At 74.4% G+C, this 17,371-nt stretch carries 2 protein-coding genes (1 of these 2 running past the window's edge); both read right to left on the bottom strand.

Annotated features, from left to right (window positions below; genetic code table 11):
- Positions 1-744: type VII secretion system-associated protein (locus tag BFF76_RS07505; RefSeq protein ID WP_065847701.1), on the bottom strand; the 744-nt coding region annotated here is incomplete at its 3' end.
- 68 nt (positions 745-812) lie between these two features.
- On the bottom strand, positions 813-17,371 hold the 3' portion of the coding sequence (locus BFF76_RS07500) for a lonely Cys domain-containing protein (protein WP_079122336.1). The gene runs 16,525 nt beyond the window's last position; only the last 16,559 of its 33,084 coding nucleotides appear in the window; the start codon falls outside the window, past its right edge — the gene reads right to left on this strand; it ends in the stop codon at positions 813-815.

Genomic DNA, 17,371 nt, shown 5'->3' with positions numbered 1-17,371 from the left:
GGTACCTGAGTCGGTGTGGGGGCGCCCGGCGGCCCGGGCCGGGGTGCCGGGTCCGGATTCGCCGGTCACCTCCGCCCACCGTGCCCGCAGATCGTCCGCCGGGACGAGCAGTGCGGCCGGGGCGGAGGCGCTGAGGAACATCACGTCACGGCCGGCGGGCAGCCGGTCGAGGAGGTCGGGGAGCGCCATCAGCACGTGCACGGGAAGGCGGTCCGCCGACGCCTGCGGCGACACGGGGAAGACGGGCACCGCGAGAGCGCCGCCGGGTGCCCGCGTCCACGCCGGCTCCCCGTCCCCGGTCACGCACACGGCCACGGTGCCGGCCTCCGCGAGAGCCTCGGCGACATCCTCGTCCGGACCGTAACCGGTGGCAGCCAGGTGCACGGCGGCGTCGGCGTCGCTGACCGGTGGGGCCCATCCGAGTGCGGCGGGTGAGGGCCGGTAGTCAGGGTTGGCCTCCCACTCGGCGATCTCGCCGTTGGCGTCGCTGCGCCAGCGGCCGAGTACGGCCCAGGGGGGCGGGGGCTCGTCGGCCTTCTCGCCGAGCCAGTGCCGGTCGGTCACCGACAGCCAGTGGTCGGGGGCGGACCGGGCGGCCGCGACGATGTCCTCGGGCGGCACCGGGAAGTGCGGCTGGTCCCGCCCTACGGGTACGGGCGGACGCGCGGACACACCGGCGGGCGCCGTGCCGGGAACAGGTATCGGCCCGCGGGCGGCGTCCGGCCGTCCGTCAGAGGTCGGCATGGGGGTCGCTCCATCCAGTCACGCCGCGCGGATGCCCGGCTCGCAGAGGAAGACACGAGGACATCTCATCACCCGTGCGCACGGCCGTCGTTCCCTGCCCCCGCTCCGGCTGCCTTCCCGGTCTCTTCCGCCGGCCTGGCTTCCAACTCGGCCAGCAGCGCCCGGGCGTGCTCGTCCGGGAACAGCCCCTCGCGGGCGACGTAAGCCCGCAATTCCTCCTCGGACAGCGGGTGGACGTCCCAGTACCGGCCCCAGTTGTTCACGTAGACCGAGGCCGCCGTGCGGTCGGACTCGTCCAGGGCGTGCTGGGCTCCGGTCATCACCTCGTGGAAGCTGTGGTGGCCCACACCCACCAGGATGCTCACCAGTCCGGACCTGATGAGACCGAGGTCCACGGGCACGCCCGCGAGCCGGGTGAGCCGGGCCACGTGCGTGATGATCCGGTAGGCGCTGCCCGAGGTGCCGGTCAGCACCAGGCCACCGGAGTCCTCGGAACGCGCCTGGAAGTCCGCGGCCATCGGCAGGGTGTGCGTCATCCCGGCGGGCGACCAGAGCAGGACCCCGTCCCGGACCGCCAGGCGCCGTTCTGCCGGGCTCAGCGCGGGCCAGACCTCGTGGGGCCGCAGCGGTGTCCGCAGAAGCTCCTCCAGCTCCTCCATCTCCTGGTCCTCGTCCTCGGAGTCCAGGCCCGCCGCGAGGAGTTCGGCACGCTCACGCTCGTACCGTTTGAGCTGCTCGGTCCGGTGCCGGTCACGTCGCTCCACCCCGATCACCGGATGCTGGGGCTCGACACCTCCCATCAGGTACGGGACGAGGTCCCTCGCCACGCCGTTGAACAGGAACGTCACCCGCTCACGCAGGTTGCCGGACTCCACGACCCGCGCGAGCTTCTCGTACGAGGTCCCGACGGATCCGGCGTTCTCGCCGTTCCTGCTGCCGAACTGCCGGTAGTCCGTGCGGTTGTGCAGGGCGATCGCCCAGAACGCCCGCACGACCTTGCCGAACTCGTCGTTGATCTGCTGGTTGTCGCCCAGGTGTGCGGCGAGCCGCTGCTCGAAGTACAGGGCCTCCTGTGCGTAGCGGACGCGCGCCAGGGCCCAGGGGGGCGCGTCGAGTTGCCCGGCCTGCTCGTCGGGCTCCGAGGAGTCATCCGGCTCGGTCCCCCCTCGGGAGTTCCCGGGCACCGGGGTGCCCTCGCGTTCCGTGGACGGTTCCCGCCTTTGCGGCAGCGGCGCAGGGTCGTCGTCCGAGTCGTCGTCCCTCGACAACAGCGGCCGCGGATCGTCGTCCGAGTCGTCGTCCCTCGACAACAGCGGCCGCGGATCGTCGTCCGAGTCCGAATCCAGGGACAGGGTCGGGAACGATTCGAGCACCGGACCGGCGAAGTCCGCGTCCACGACGGACGCCCCGCCGCTTCCGGTGTGCGGCGCGAAGTACGGGTTGGGGACGTACGGCCCGACCGGCATGCCGTACGCCATCGGTTGCACGCCACGGATGTACCGGCGGTCGATGCCCCCGGGGAAGAGCACCTCCTCCTGGTCGGGGAAGGGCGAGGCCAGCCCCAGAGTGGCGTTCACGTCGATGCCGCCGGGAACCTCCATGTCGTAGCGCCAGCGGTAACGGCGGTGCAGCGCGTCCGCACCCATCGGGTTGGCGCGGGCGCTGTCGCGCACGTAGTCACGGTTCGCGGTCGCGCTCGCGAAGACGGTGTTCGGAACCAGGGCGCTGCCGCCGTAGACGTGGTCGATGAGGTGCACCATCTCGGGCCCGTACGGCTTGAGTCCCTCGCGGAAGACCTGCTCGGGCCCGTCAGGGCTGAAGCGGAACAGCGGGCCCTCGTGGTCACGCCACAGCGCGTCGGGGAGTGTGCTGCCTGCCAGCGCGGCCGGGTCGGCCGCGACGACGGCCGGGTCGACGGGCGGGGTCGGGCTCACCGGTCCGGTGGCGGGCCAGCCGACAGGTACGGGCTCGGCGCCCTCGTCCGTCAACAGACGGGAGGAGGCGACGAGTCCACGACCGGGCAGGTACCAGTCCCAGGCCGGGCCCCTGGAGTACACCCGCCCGGCCATGTCCGTGACACCACCGGCGGACGGGCCGTCGGAGTTGTACTCGCCGCGCAGTCCGAGCGACGGAATCTCGGCCACGAACACATGGAAGTCCGGATCGTCCTGGCCGTAGCCCCACACGGTGTGCCGGTCGGTTGAGACGGCCACGGGGAACGCCTCCAGCGTCTCCTCGTACCGACCGTCGAACTGCCCGTCCGCGGAATAGGGCAGGACCTGCTGCCCCGCCGGGGCCGTGCCGGCGGCGGGCGCGGTGGTCGCGTTCCACTCGGCGGTCCGCGAGGTGTTCACCGTGCCCGGAGCGACGGACGGTTCGGCGGACGGCATCCTCGGGACGGTCCGGTGCCAGACGCCGGGCCGCCCCGCGTTCGCGGCGAGAGCCGTCACGACGCCCGGCCGCGTCGTGCCGCCCCCGGACACCGTGAACGCGCCGTCGTAGCTCCATACGGTCCGGTCGTTCGAGAGGGAGAAGCCCTGCTGTGCGGGCAGCTGCCCTGTTCCGATACCGGGCAGCAGCAGGGCCAGGGGGCGGTGCTGGTCGATCAGCGGCAGCTCCGGGTCGGACTCCAGCAGTGCGAAGAACTCCCCCGGGGTGACCTGCACGGTGCCGCCCGGCAGCCGCAGGACCACCGCACCGGCGTCGTTCGTGTCCGCGTACACGAAGTACGGAGCGGCGGCGCCCTGCTGGGTCCACGGGGCGAACTCCAGCGAGCCGGTGTTCCCGGCGGTGCCGGTCCTGTCGGTGTACAGGCGGGAGGGCTCCAGCCCGCCGGGGGTCGGCGTGGGGCCCCAGTTGCGGCCCTGGAGGGGGCCGCCTGGCGTGCGGATGCGGCCCTCGTCGGCGAACGCCCCCAGCGTCTCCAGGTGGAAGACGGCGAGTTCACCCGGGTGGCCTGAGTTCCGCCCGGTGGCGAAGGCCTGTTCGGCCAGCTCTTTCAGCCGGGCCTCCGTGGACGCGTCCCACCCGGCCCCGGCGGGCAGGTGGAGCGCCGCACGCCCCAGTTCCTCCCGTCGCGCGGGGGTCCTGGCGTCCAGCAGCTGCGAGGCGCCGGTCATCGCCCACAGTGCGCGGGCGTACTCGCGCGGCGTGAGCGGACCGGCGGGCATCCGCAGCACCGCCCGCACTGCGGCGTCGCCGCCGGTGGCGATCCTGTCCAGCGCGTCCCGCAGCGGGGGCGCGTCCCATGCGTCGGTGAGCGCCACGTCCCCCGGTGTGGCCAGAGCGCGGTCGAGCACGGCCTCGAAGTCGTCGGGCCCCGGGGCGTTCCCGTCGGGGGGCGACGCGAGGAGCTGCCACAGCTCCATGCGCAGCGGGGTGAGCGCGCTCAGCGCCGGGTCGTTCGCCCGCAGCGTCTCCAGCGCACCGATCCCGCGCAGCAGCCGCTCGTAACGCCCGTCCGGCACACCGCGGTCGTCCTCGACCTCGTTCCCGAAGACCTGCCGCAGCGCCCGTACCAGGCGCAGGGCACGCGGCCCCTCGTCGTCCCAGGCGGGAAGGCCCGTGCGACGTGCGAGGGGGCGCAGGCCGGCGGCCTCGCTCAACTCCGCCGTCGAGTGCACCGGTTCGGGCAGGAACGTCTCCATGCGTGCCAGGGTGCCGTCGGGCGTCGCCGCGAGCAGCCGTGTGGTGTCGTTGTAGCCGGTCCTGCCGGTGGCGGCGGTGGTGGTGCGCCCGCTGCTGTTGGCGGCGTGCTGCGCGAGCGCGACCTCCTCCAGGGGGTCCTCGACGGGCGGCGCGGGCCTGATGAGTGACTGCGGGCGCAGCGGGTCGCCCGCCACGGCGCCGTAGCAGCTCGCGACGTGCAGTTCGTCCCCGGCCGCCCGCTCGACCACCTCCGGCAGCCCGCCGATGTAACGTCCGCCGTCCTCGGCTCCGAGCAGCAGCACCCGGCCGTCCTTGCCGGCCAGCTTCAGCCCGCCGGGTACGCCGTGGGCGTGGAAGGTGTAGACCGACGCCTCGGGGTCCGGGGCGGTCTCCTCGGCTCCGACCGTGTGGAACGTGTCGCCGAGGCGGAGGACGTGCGCGCGCTCCCGCATGCCCCGGTACAGCCTCAGCCGCCGCTCCCGCAGCCGCCTGCGGCCGTCGTCGGGCATCGACTCCCGGCCCTCGAAGCGGTGGTCCGCCCCGACCAGCGGGCGGGTGTCCACATCGCTGTCCCGGAACCGGATTCCGTCCACGGTGACCCATTCGCGTTCCACGGACTGCCCGTTCGCGGCCGACGGCGGGTCGAAGGGCACCCAGTCGCCGTACGCGTCGCCGGGGTCGGAGTCGACGAGCGACAGCACGTGGACGGCCGGCCCGGTGTCCGTCGCGTCGGCCGTGGCGTGGGGCTCGGTCTCGGGCTCCATGAGGCGTCCGTCGCCGCTGGGGGCCCAGACCCTGCGGCCCAGCCGCTCCGCCACGGCCCGTGCCAACTGGCCGTACTGGGCGCCCGCGTACGGGCTCGCCAGCACGACCGGGACGTCGAGCGGCAGCGACGCGAGTACGGGATCGGCTGCCAGCAGGCCGGCCACCGCCTGCGGGTCCAGCTCCCGGCCGTCGGCGAACAGCGCCTCGTCGTAGCCGCCCTCGGCCGCCACCACGTAGGCCCCTTCCCCCCAAGGGGCGGCCTCCTCGGAGACCCTCCGCAGCTCGCCGCCCCGCTGTTCGTGGAGCTGGATCCGCGTGGTGTCGACGCTGCTGATGCCGGAGCCGGTCCAGTCGCGCCCGAGCGGAGCGCCCTGGGTATCGCTCATCAGCGTGTCGCCGGACAACAGCGGGTCCGAGGCCGCGTCGGCGGAGTCTGCGGACGGAAGCGAGTCCGTGGACCACGACCCGGACGTGTCCGAGGAGGAGACGGGTGAGGCCGGGGCCGACGCCGTGTCGGTCCCCGGGGCGAAGGCCCAGTCGGGGTCGGACGGCGACGTGCGTGGCGTCAGGGAGCCCCGGGGCCCGCTGTCGGCGGACGGGTCCGGGTTCGTGGCGCCCCGTCCCGTGGACCGGGGCACCGGTGCGGGCAGCGTGCGGGGCGCGTCCTTGGGCGCGGCGTGCTGGACCGGGCGCGCCTCGTGCCAGACGCCGCCCCCCGGCACAGTCCCCATGACGGCCGAGGGGTGCATGGTCAGCACCGGCTGCCCGGAGTCGCCGGTGCCGGACAGGTCCGCCGGGAAGTCGGTCCACCACACGCTGCGGCCCAGCCGCTGGGCGAGCCGCTCGGCCACGTCGCCCGCGTCGGCGGGTTGTCCGGTGAACGCCAGGACGACGGGGGTGGTCAGTTCCCTGCGCGTCAGCATGGGGTCGTGCGCCAGCAGCTCCACGAACTCGCGGGTGGACACGCCGGCCGTCTCACCGTCGTAGGTCAGCCGGAGGAGCTCCGGGTCGTACGCGTCAGGGGCGACCCGCACCAGGTACGGGACCCGCTTGCGCCCGCCCTGCGTCCACGGCGCGTCCGCCACCACGGCGAACGTGCGGAACTGTGCCAGATCCACGTACGACTGCGGCTGTCCGCCGGTGAAGTCGCGGCCGAGTCCGCGGGCGCCACCCTGCACCGTGCGCAGACCGGACGTGGCGTACACCCTGGCCTCATCCAGGTCGTGCACCGCCGCCACGTCGGGGTCGGACGCCTCGCGGCCCACCGCGAAGGCGCGCGTGAGCAGGTCGAGTGCTTCCCCGTGTTCGTCGGGACCCGGCCGTGCGCCGGGCGTCAGATGGAGGACCTGCGCGACGAACGCGTCCTGGTCCGGGCCCGGGGTGTCCAGCGTCTCCTCGGCCTTGACCCGGGCCCAGAAGATGCGCGACCGCTCGGGCTCTCCGACCGCGTCCTCGTCGATGTCCAGGGCGGTGGCCGCCTCCTCCTCGGGGTCGGCGTCCCGCATCCACCGGGCGGCTGCCTCCACGGCGGGGAGGTCCACGAAGCCCACCAGCGGGTCGCCGGGCCACATCGTCCACTGCTCGGCGGCGGCGGCCAGTACCCGTCGGGTGACCTCCTGGTTCACACCGGACGCGGCGTCGGGGTGCGCCTCGACCACCCGGCGCAGGAGGTCCAGCGTGAACGGGCCGGCGGTGTCGAAGTCGGAGTCCGCGCGCCACATGTGGTCGACCGCCGCCGCGCCGCGCAGCAGGCCGCCGTAGTCGGGCGCGTCGTCCACGTCGTGCCCGAAGGTGAGCCGCAGTGCCCGCACCAGGCGCAGCGTCCTCTCGCGCGTCTCCTCCGTGACGGGTCCGCCGGCCGGGCCGAATCCGGCGGCCTCGGCCAGGCGGTCCAGTCCGGGGCCCGCGGGCTCGGGCCGGAACAGGTCCCAGGCCCGGTGGCGCCCCTGCGCGTCGGCGAACAGCGTGCGCGTGTAACGGCCGTTGTCCGACCGCGTCCCCTGCGAGCTGTAGGCCAGGCGAACGGTGCGTCCCGTGGTGTTCGCCAGGTGCTGCCCCATGGACACGTCGCGCAGCGGGTCGGGAACGAACGGGCCGGGGAAGGCGTCGCCCACGGTGTTCGGGGCCGGCACGGCACTGTCCTTGGGCGCTCCGCTCCAGCAGACCACGAGGTCGATCCAGTGGTCCTCGGGCAGGCTCGCCAGGCTCTTGCGACGCTTGAGCCACGGCCCGGCCTCCCGCTCGTCGACCAGCCGGACGGTGCCGTCCCGCAGGGCCAGCTGGAGGAGGCCGGGTTCGCCGTGCATGTCGAGGCGGTAGGCGGTGTCCTCGGGGCCCGGACGCGGAAGGTCGTACTCCTGGGACATGCCGTCCGTGGCCGGGTAGTGGTGCACGAACGTCGTCATCCGGTCGAGATGGCGGCCCTCGTCCTCGAAGTCCTTCGCGTACTCGGCGGGGTGGTGCGAAGCCCGCCCGATCTGCTTCCCGCTCAGCGCGCTGACGATGGGCCGGGTGACCACGTCGCGGTGCCAGTCCGGTGCGACGTCGTCGGGGTCGGGCGCCAGGCCGGGCTCGCTCGCGATCCAGTCACCCTGGGGGACACCGGAACGGCGGACGGTGTCGATGGTGCTCGCCGCGCCGGGGGCCGAGCTGAGCATCGCCTCGCCGCTGTGTGCCCAGACCGTCAGGCCGGTACGGTCGGCCAGCTTGCGCGGCAGGTCGAGGTAGCCGTCCCCGGCGAAGGGGATCGCCAGCACGATCGGTGTGCCCTGCGTGAGTCCTTCCCGTGCCACGTCGGCCGCGACCAGTTCCACGAACTCGTCGACGTCCAGTTCGAGCGTCGAGTCGTCCGGCAGCCGTGCGTCCACCCGGTCGTGCCCTCCGTCGGCGGCCACGACGTACGGGGTCGTGCCCTGCGGCCAGGGGGCCGGCGCCGTGTCGAGGACGTCGTACGTGCCGGACGGGGCGTCCTCCAGTACGTCGCCCCGGGCGGTGTCGAGCTCCGCGACGGCATCGTCCTCCCAGTTGAGGCCCGGTACGCGGCGGCCCTGGACGGTGAAGTGGCGGGCGCGGCCCGGCGCCCGCACGCCCAGCTCGGTCAGGTGGAAGGCCCCCAGTGCGGCGAGGCTCGTCACCGCGCCTGCCGCCGTGGCCCGTTCCACCAGCGCGAACAGTTCTGTGCGAAGGTCCGGTCCGGCGCTCGCGTCGGAGTCCAGGTGCAGTACGCGGCGGGCGAGCGCGTCCACGTCCAGCGGACGGTCGCGCAGCGAGGGCTCCCGGCGGCGCAGGGTGTCCAGCGTCTGCACCGCGGCCGCGTCGGGCGACTGGGAGATACCGATCGTGGCCTGCCGGCCCAGCTCGGCCCGGGTCACACCGTCGAGCGCACCCGTGCCCACCCAGTCACCGGGGGCCCGTGTCAGGCTTTTCGCCCCGACCGAGAAGTCCGCGGCGGTCAGACGCGGTTCGCCGGCGGGGCCGTCCTTCTGGAGGTCGTCCAGCGCACGGGCCAGCAGCCGCTCGAACAGGGTGCGGGCGGCCTGCGCGCGCCGCCTGCCCGCCGAGGCCTGCTCGCTGACGTGCGACGAGCTGTCCGTCCGGCGCGCGTCGGCGCCGTAGCCGGTGACGGTGACGCGCGGCAGTGACGCGCCCGCCCGCTGGTTACGCAGCCCGGCGGCGGCCACCTGGGACGCCAGCCGGCGCAGGGTGTCCGCACCCTTCGCCGACGGGGCCGTCTCCCCGGGCCCGTACGCCACCAGGGCGCGCGTCGGCAGGACGGGCAGCGGCCGGGCCGCTTGCGGAGCGGCCGGGGCCGTGTACACCGGTGTGGCGAGCGTGGGCACCGAGGTCATCTCCACGCCCTGCATGGGGTCCCCGGCCGAGGAGCGGGACTTCACGGTGGAGGAGGTCGCCGCCGCCGTGGGGCTCTTCCCGGACGACGGTGCCGCGGGCAGCGGCGGCTCGACGGGACGCGGGCCCTCCTGGGTCCCGGCCGGGTCGACGGGCCGTGCCTCCCGCCAGTCGGCGACCGTCGGGCTGGTCAGGGTCATCAGCGAGTCGACGAGCGTGGGCACCGCGACGCCTGCGTCGTCCCTGCCTGACAGGTCCGCCGGGAACGGGCTCCACCACACGCTGCGGCCCAGCCGCTGGGCGATCACCTCAGCGACGCCGGGCGCCGGGCCGCCGAGTCCGGTCAGCATCAGGAGGACGGGGACGGTCAGCCCCTTTCGGTTCAACTCCACGTCTGCGGCGAGCAGTTCGGCGAACTCCGCGGCAGTCACCTCGTAGGCGGCACCGTCGAAGCTCATCTGGACGCGGCCGTCGTCCTGGAAGCCCACGTCCGCCAGGACCAGGTGCGGGACGGGCTTGTCCTTGCCGTACACGTCCTGCCCGGCCCACGGGGCGTCGGTGAGTCCGCCCGGTGTGCGGAATTCAGCCAGTCCGGGCTGGGGTGCCGACAGGTCCGCCCAGTCCCGGCCGCCGCCCGTGGCGGACCCCATGGCCGTGGCCACCGAGGACCGGCCGAAGGCGCCGCGTGTCTCCAGGTCGTACGCGGCGGCCACGTTCGGGTCCGTCATGTTCCGGCCCGCGGCGAACCCGCGGGTCAGGACCGTCAGTGCCTCCTCGCGCAGTGTGCCGTTCACCTCGGTACCGGGGTCGAGGTGCCGGATCCTCGCGGTGAGGGCGTCGGCGTCGGGGCCGGCCAGCGTCTCCTCGGCCTTGACGCGCGCCCAGAACATCCGCGCCCGCTCGGCGTCGCCCACGTCGTCGGGACCGGAGAGCCCCAGGGCGGCGACGGCCGCCTCGTCCACCACCACGGTGTCCTGCAGCCATCGGGCGGCGGAGTGCAGCACCGGCAGGTCGACGAACCCGCTCACCGGCAGGGAGGGTCCGTCCTGCCATGCCTGTGCGGCCGCGGCCAGTACGCGGCGGGTGGCCTGACGGTCCACTCCGGAAGCGGCCTCCGCGTGGGCGGCGATCACCCGGCGCAGCAGGTCCGGGGAGAAGGGGCCGGTCCCGCCGAGGTACGGATCGGAGTGCCACATGTTGGCGAGCGCACCGGCTCCGCGGACGAGGGTCGCGAAGTCGGCGGCGTCCTCCACGTCGTGGCCCAGGAGCAGCTTCAGGGCCCGTACCAGGCGCAGCAGTTCGGCCCGGCTCCCCGGCGACGGTTCCCCCGTGAACCCGGCCGTCGCCGCCAGCCGGTCCAGCTCGGCCTCACCGGGCTCCGGACGGCTGGTGTCCCACCACCACCGCTGTCCGCTCGCGTCGGTGAACAGCACCCGCACGGGGTCGTCCTGGTAGGTGAAAGCCCCCTGGAGGGCGTGGGACAGCCGGACCGTGCGCCTGGTGACGTTCGCCAGGTGCTGTCCCAGGGACAGGGCGTCGTCCGAGAGCGAATCGGCGGCGAACGGTACGGGGAAGGAGTAACCGACCTGCGAGAGGTCCTGCACGGCGCTGTCCTGCGGGGCCGAGGAGTAGCAGACCACCATGTCGATCCAGTGGTCCTCGGGCAGGCTCGACAGGCTCTTGCGGCGCCGCAGCCACTCCCCCGCCTCGTGCCGGTCGGCCGTCCTCGACCCGCCGTCGGCCAGGGGCAGCATCAGGCTGCCGGGCAGCCCATGGCCCGCCAGGTGGTACGCCTTGTCCTTCGGCCCGGGGTCGGCCAGCGGAAGCTTGGCGGAATAGGTGCCGGTGGCGCGGTTGAAGTGGACGTACAGCGTCATCTGGTCGAGACGGTTGAAGTTGTCCTCGCGCGACGACTCGGTGAGCTCGCCGGGATGGTGCAGACTGCGGCCGATCTGCTGCCCGGTCCGCACGCTCACGATGGGCTGGGACAGTACGTCGCGATGCCAGTCCGGGGCGCTGTCGTCCGCGTCGGGCGCCAGGCCGGGCCGGACCGGGACCCACGAACCGTGGGGCATCCCGTCCCGCTGGATCACGGCGACGGTGTTCACCGCCGCCGGATCGGGGTTGCGCCGCGCCAGGCCGCTGTGCGCCCACACCGTGCGGCCGGTGCGCTCCGCGAGCTTGCGCGGCAGTTCCAGATACCGGTCGCCCGTGAACGGGACGGCCAGCACGATCGGGGCCACGGCCGGCAGGCCCTGCAACGCCGGGTCGGCCGCGACCAGTTCGATGAACTCGTCGACATCGAGATCCCGCGTCGTTCCGTCGGGCAGCAGCGCCGTCACCGTGTCGTGGCCGCCCTCCGCGAGGACGGTATACGGGGTCACGTCCCATCCCCAGGGGACGAAGTCCGTCATTCCGGTCGGAGCGAGCCCGCCCGCCCGGTCCTCCTGGAGGTCGTCCACGAAGAGGCTCGCCATGTCGGCGACCTCGGACCCGGCCCAGTTCAGGCCCGCCACCCGGTCGCCTCCCATGGTGACGTACCGGGTGCGGTCGGCGGCGAGTACGCCCTCATCCTCAAGGGCGAACGCCGTGAGGGAGGCCAGGCTGCCCGCCCGCCCGGCCGTGAGCGCCCGCTCGACCGTCGTGTACAGGTCCCGGTGCATCTCCGGGTCGATGAGCACGGACGGGCCGAGGCGCCGGACGCGCCGGGTGACCGCGTCCATGTCGAACTCCCCGGCGCGCAGCGTGCGGTCGTCGCGGCGCAGCGCGTCCAGGGTCTCGACCGCCGCCGCGTGCCCCGGCGAGGTGAGGGCGATGGTGGCCTGCCGGCCCAGGTCCGCGCGGCTCACCGCGTCGGACATGGCCGCGGTGCCGTTCCGGCCGGGCAGACGCGCACGGCCGCGCGACGTGATCCTGAAGTCCCTCGCGGACAGTCGCGTCCGCCCTTCCGGCAGGTTCGTCTGGAGGGTGCTCAGCGCGTCGTCGAGCTTCCGGACGAACAGGTCACGCGCGGTCCGCGCGCGCCGGTCACCCCTCTGCCGGGCGGCCTGTTCCCGCTGCTGCGCGGTCCCGGCCAGGCGGGCGTCCGCACCGAACCCGGCGATGTCGATCTTCGGCAGGGGTACGCGCGTGCGCAGGTTGCGCAGACCGGCCCTCGCCACCTGGAACGCCAGCCGTTCGACGCTCTCCTCCGTGCCGGCCGAGGGACGCGTCTCACCCTGGGCGTACGTCACGAGGCTCAGCCGGGGCAGGGGAGCGAGCGGCCGCGCGGACGCGGCGGTCACCGGCGCGGCGAACACCGGATGACCTGCGGCCGCGTCCAGCGCGGTCATGTCCGGGCCGGTGGGCTCAATGCCTGTCATGTCGACGTCGGTCGCGTCCGGACCAGTCAGGCCCGGGTCGGCGAGATCTGTTCCGGCCGGACCGAAGTCGAAGTCGAAGTCGAAGTCACCGGTGTCGAGGTCGTTCCAGGCCGAGATGTCGAAGTCACCGAAGTCGATCGGGCCCAGATCGGTGGCGTCCACCATCGACAGGTCGAAGTCGGTCATGTCGGCCTCGGTCCCCGACTGCGCCGCCGGCACCGGCACCGGGTCCGTGGCGGGCTCGGTCCAGCGCTGCCGCAGGCCCAGGCCGGAGCGGAGGTTGTCGGCCAGCTCCGTGGCGGAGGCCGGTGCGGCCCCGGTGCCGGCCCCGGCGTCCAACAGGTGACCGGCGACCCGGCGCACCGCGTCACGGAAGCCGTCCCCGGCGTACCGGGAGTCGGCGAGGACGTCGTGCGGCTCCGCCGGCAGCACCAGGGCGACGGCGGCGTCCCAGGCACGGGAGGCGTCGGCCGCGTCCGTGCCCTCGGGTGCCGCGTCCGCGAAGCGGGCGTACGCCTGCGCCCACAGGCGCCGCGACACGTGCGCGGCCACCGTGTCCGTCGCGGCCGTCCAGGCGTCGGGCCGCACCATCCGCACCCGGGCCAGGTCCACCGGCGACAGTTCACCCGCGGGCAGCCGGTCGTCGCCGCGCAGCATCATCTCGGTGCGCTGGCCGACGGAGGGCGTGATGCCCGCCGCGTTCAGCTCCTGCAGGCCGACGGTCTCGCCCTCGGCGGGCCGCGGCGGAGCCTGCGGCAGGTCGGCCTCGGTCACCTGGTCCGCGGCCCACCGGCGTTCGGCGGCGTCCCTCGGTACGGCCGGTGCCGCGTCGTCCATGTCGGAACCGGTGTGCCGCGCCGCTCCGAGCACGTCCGGAGCGACGCCCAGGGTCCACAGCCGGACCTCGGCGTCCTCCAGCCGGTGGCGCGCCTCGTCGACCCCGGCCCAGCCGTCCGCCACGACCGTCTCGTCACCGCTGATCCGTTCCGTCGTCGCGGCTTCGGCGGCCAGCGCGCCGAGCGCGGCGAGCGCCCGCGCGTGCGCGTCCCAGGCGGCGTCGAGCTCGGTGGCAGCGCCGGTTACCGCGGGCGTACGGGCCGGCCGCGCGTTGGCCGCCGTGGCCGTGGGGCCGGAGCTGTCGCCCTCCGAGGCCATGATGCGCCCCCAGCCGCCCGCCGTGGCCGGCTGTCCGTCCGGCCCCGGCAGCACCGCGACGGTGTACGTATCGGTCGCCGGGTCGTGGTGGAGCGTGGTGGCGCTGTCGGTGGCCCACCAGTTCCGGGCCGAGTTGCGGGCGCCCTCGGCCGGGATGCTGCCCTCGACCGGCCTGCCGCCGGACGGCCTGCCGTGCGGCACCACGGCGATGACCTCGGCGTATCCGTCCTCGTTCAGCAGGTCCGGGTCCCTGAAGACCAGTTCGCCGAATTCGGCGGGCGGTACCGGTCCCTGCATCCGCAGACCGCCGGCGTCCCCGTCGGCCACGTACACGAAGGGCCTCGGGCGGTGCTGGTCGGCCGTCCAGGGCGCGGGCTCGGTGCCGACGGGCACGAGCGAGCCGTCGGGCGCGTACCCGAGCAGGGTCACGACACTGTGGTCGAACGTGCCCTGCGGCCGGGACGCGCCGTCCAGCGCCCTGCCCCAGGCGTCGCCGTCGTCGTCCGCCAGGAGCCGGTCGGACCCCAGCGCGCCCTGCTGCTCCAGGTGGTAGGCGGCCACCTCGCTCAGCTGCCACGGGTCGCGGCCGGCGGCCGCCGCCTGCCGTGCCACGAGGACCGCTTCGCCGAACCGCGCCGGGTCGGGGGCGGGCAGGTGCAGCACCGCGGCGGCGAACGCGCCCTGATCGGCGTGGCCGGTCACCAGGGCGACCCTGAACGACGCCCACAGCAGCCGCGACCACTCGGACTCGCCCACCGGCGCCGAGACGTCGAGTCCCAGGACGCGACGGGCGACGTCCTCGCGGTGCGGTGCGGCGGCGAGGTCCGCCAGCATGTGGACCAGGTGCGGCAGCGCGATCCAGTCGGTCAGAGGCCGGCGCAGGCCCGTCTCCCAGCGGCGCGCCGCCTCGGCCAGCAGGCTCCGGTGGCCGTCCGGCGTGAACTGCGGGGCCTGCCCCTGAGGGAGCCCGCCCGCGAGGTACCGGGTCAGGAGCTGCTCGTACAGGTCCAGGGTGAACGCGCGCGCACCGTCGCGGTTCAGGCCCGGATCGGCCTGGTGCATCTGGTCGAGCGCGCCGATGCCGCGCAGCAGCACCGGGTACTCCGGGCTTTCGTCCACCGTGGAGCCGAAGATCTGGCGCAGCGCCCGGACCAGTCGCAGGGTCCGCTCCCGCACCGCCTCAGGGGCGGGCCCGGGGCCGTGGTGCAGTCCGGCGTCGCGGGCCCTCCGGTCCAGCGCGTCCCCGGCCGGCTCGGGCGTGAACATGACCCACGGGTAGACGCGGCCCCGCGCGTCGGTATGGAGGGCGATGTACGCGTCCTGGCTGCCGTCCGCCGGCTGGACGGCGGCGTTCATCAGGGTGGAGGCGAACACCGTGCGGCCCGTCTCGTTGGCCGTGTGCTGGCCGACCGCGACAACCGAGAGCGGGTCGGGCACGAACGGCGGAGCGCCGACGATGTGCATCCCGGGTGTCTCGCCGATGCCGGGAGGCGCCGCCGCGTAGCAGACGAGAAGCGCGACGGGGTGCTCGGGGGCGAGCGAGGCCAGGCTGCGGCGGCGGGCGAGCCTGCGGGCGAACTGCGGCCCGTCGTCGGTCCGCTCCCCCTCGGGGGTGTGCCAGGTGACGGAGCCCGGCAGACCGTGGTTGTTGGGGAAGTACGGTGCCGGCAGGTTGAGCGCGGTCCACGGCGTGGGAGCGGTGGGGCCCTTGGGGTCGTAGGAGGTGCGCTGGTGGGTGTAGGTCGTGACCGTCCCCAGCCGGCCGTGCGTCATCGTCCGCCGCCAGCCACCGTCGTCCGAATCGGCGAGGTCCATCGAGATGTAGCCAGTGGACCGGTTGCCGTGATGGGCGATGGAGAGGGCACTGACCTGGCCGTCGTCCGCGCCGACGGGTGGGGTGGACACCGTGTCGGGCGTGTTGGCGAACCACTGGCCACGTGGCGCCTGCCGCTCCTCGTCCAGCAGCAGGACCACCGAGCGGTCCGGGGCGCCGGGGAGGCGCCCGATCCCCGACCGGCCTGTGGTGGCCCACACCTCCCGGCCGAGCCGGTCGGCGAGCCCGCGCGGCAGGTCCAGGGACGCGGCGGTGGGCCGGGCGACGTGGAGCAGAAGAGGCCCCGGACGGCCCGCCATGTTCCGGTCGAGGGCCATCAGCTCGTGGAAGACCTCGGGCGGTACGGGGCGCGCGAACCCGCCGAGCCCACGGACCACGACCGCGTCGGACCGGCCGCCGAGCATCACGAGGTACGGGTCGGGGAGGCCCTGCGCGGGAAGCCAGGGCGCGGTCTCGGGTCCACTGTGGCCGGACGTGCCGTCGGGGGTGCGCGAGATCCGGCCGGTGGTGCCGGGGTCGAAGTCGGCCGGCAGGGGCCGCCCGAGCCAGTTCCAGCCACGCGGGCGGCCCTGTGCGTCGGTGAGCCTGAAATCCGCGTGGAACGCGCCGCGCTGCGCCAGGTAGTGGGCGGACAGCGCGGGAAGTGTGGCGACTCCGGCGGTGAACGGGGCCGTCACCAGCCGTACCAGGGCACCGCGCGCCGCCGCGTTCACCGTGTCGGAGGGGTCGAGCAGCAGCACCCGGCGGACCAGCGCGTCCAGGTCCATGAAGCCGCCGCGCAGCTGCGGGTCCGCGGACCGCAGCCGGTCCAGCCGCTCCAGCGCCTCGGCGGTCCGGTCCCGGTCGACGGCGTTGAGGGCGCCCAGGCCGTGCAGCGCGTCGAGGACCGCTTCGCGGTGCCGCTCCGCGTCGTCGGGCGAGACGTCCTGGGGCGTGGCGGCGGTGCCCCGACCGGTGGCGGGAGCGCCGGGCGCGTTCGGCATCTGCGGAACCGGGCGGTTCGACGCTGTGGCGACGGGCCGCGTGTGGACCGGGCGGTGCGGGAGTACGGCGCGGCTGCTGCCGCCGTCCTCACGCGTCACGGTGCCCGTGACGCGCCCCGGCTCCAGTTCGTCCAGAAGCGCCTGGGCGTGCTCGTCGGGGAAAAGCCCGTCCCTCGCGACGTTCTCCCGCAACTCCTGCTCGTCGAGGGGGTAGATGTTCCAGTACCGGCCCCAGTTGTCCGTGTAGTCGAGGTCCGGGTCATGGCCGGGAACGTCGTTCAACGCCAGCTGGGCGCCGCGCATCACCTCGTGGGCGGTGTGGTGGCCCACCGTCAGCGAGATGGCCATCATCCCCGCCCGGATCAGGCCGAGGTCCAGGTCGACGCCCCACTGGTCCCGCATGCGGGCTGCGTGCAGCATGAAGCGGTACGTGGACCCGGCGGTGCCGGTCGCCACCAGACCGCCTGAATCCTCGGAGAGCCCCTGGAAGGCGGCGTTCATCGCGATGTCGTACACCGACGTCGCCGGCATCCAGGTCAGTCCGGCCTCGTCGACGGCGAACCGGCGCTCCGCCTCGCTCAGCGGCGGACGCGCCTCGTCCGGGCGTGCCGGGTCCGTCACGGGCGGCGGCAGCTCCTTGAGCGCGGCCTGCTTCTCCGCGGGGGTCATGTCCGACGCCTGGATCTCCGTGGCGCGCCGCATGTACTCGGCGTAGGTCGCGAGCTGCCGTCTGCTCGGCCGCTCCGCGGCGATCTCCGGGTGCTGTTCCTCGGCGCCGCCGAGCATCTCCGGCACGAGATCGTTGGAGATCCCCTCGTACAGGAACGCCACGAGCTCCCGCAGGTTCCCGCTCCGCACCACCCGCTGGAGGGCCTCGCGGGATGTGCCGACGACGCCCGCCTTGAACTTGCTGGTGTCGCCGAACGTCGCCAGCGCCCGCGGGTACCGCTTGCGCGTCTCCGCCCACGCGGCGCTCGCCATCTTCCGGAACTCGGCGGTGACCGCCTCGTGTTCGGCCAGGTACTCGCCCAGCC

The sequence above is a fragment of the Streptomyces mutomycini genome, from assembly GCF_001700505.1.
Taxonomy (GTDB): domain Bacteria; phylum Actinomycetota; class Actinomycetes; order Streptomycetales; family Streptomycetaceae; genus Streptomyces; species Streptomyces mutomycini.
This window is presented reverse-complemented; position numbering and strand designations above follow the sequence as displayed.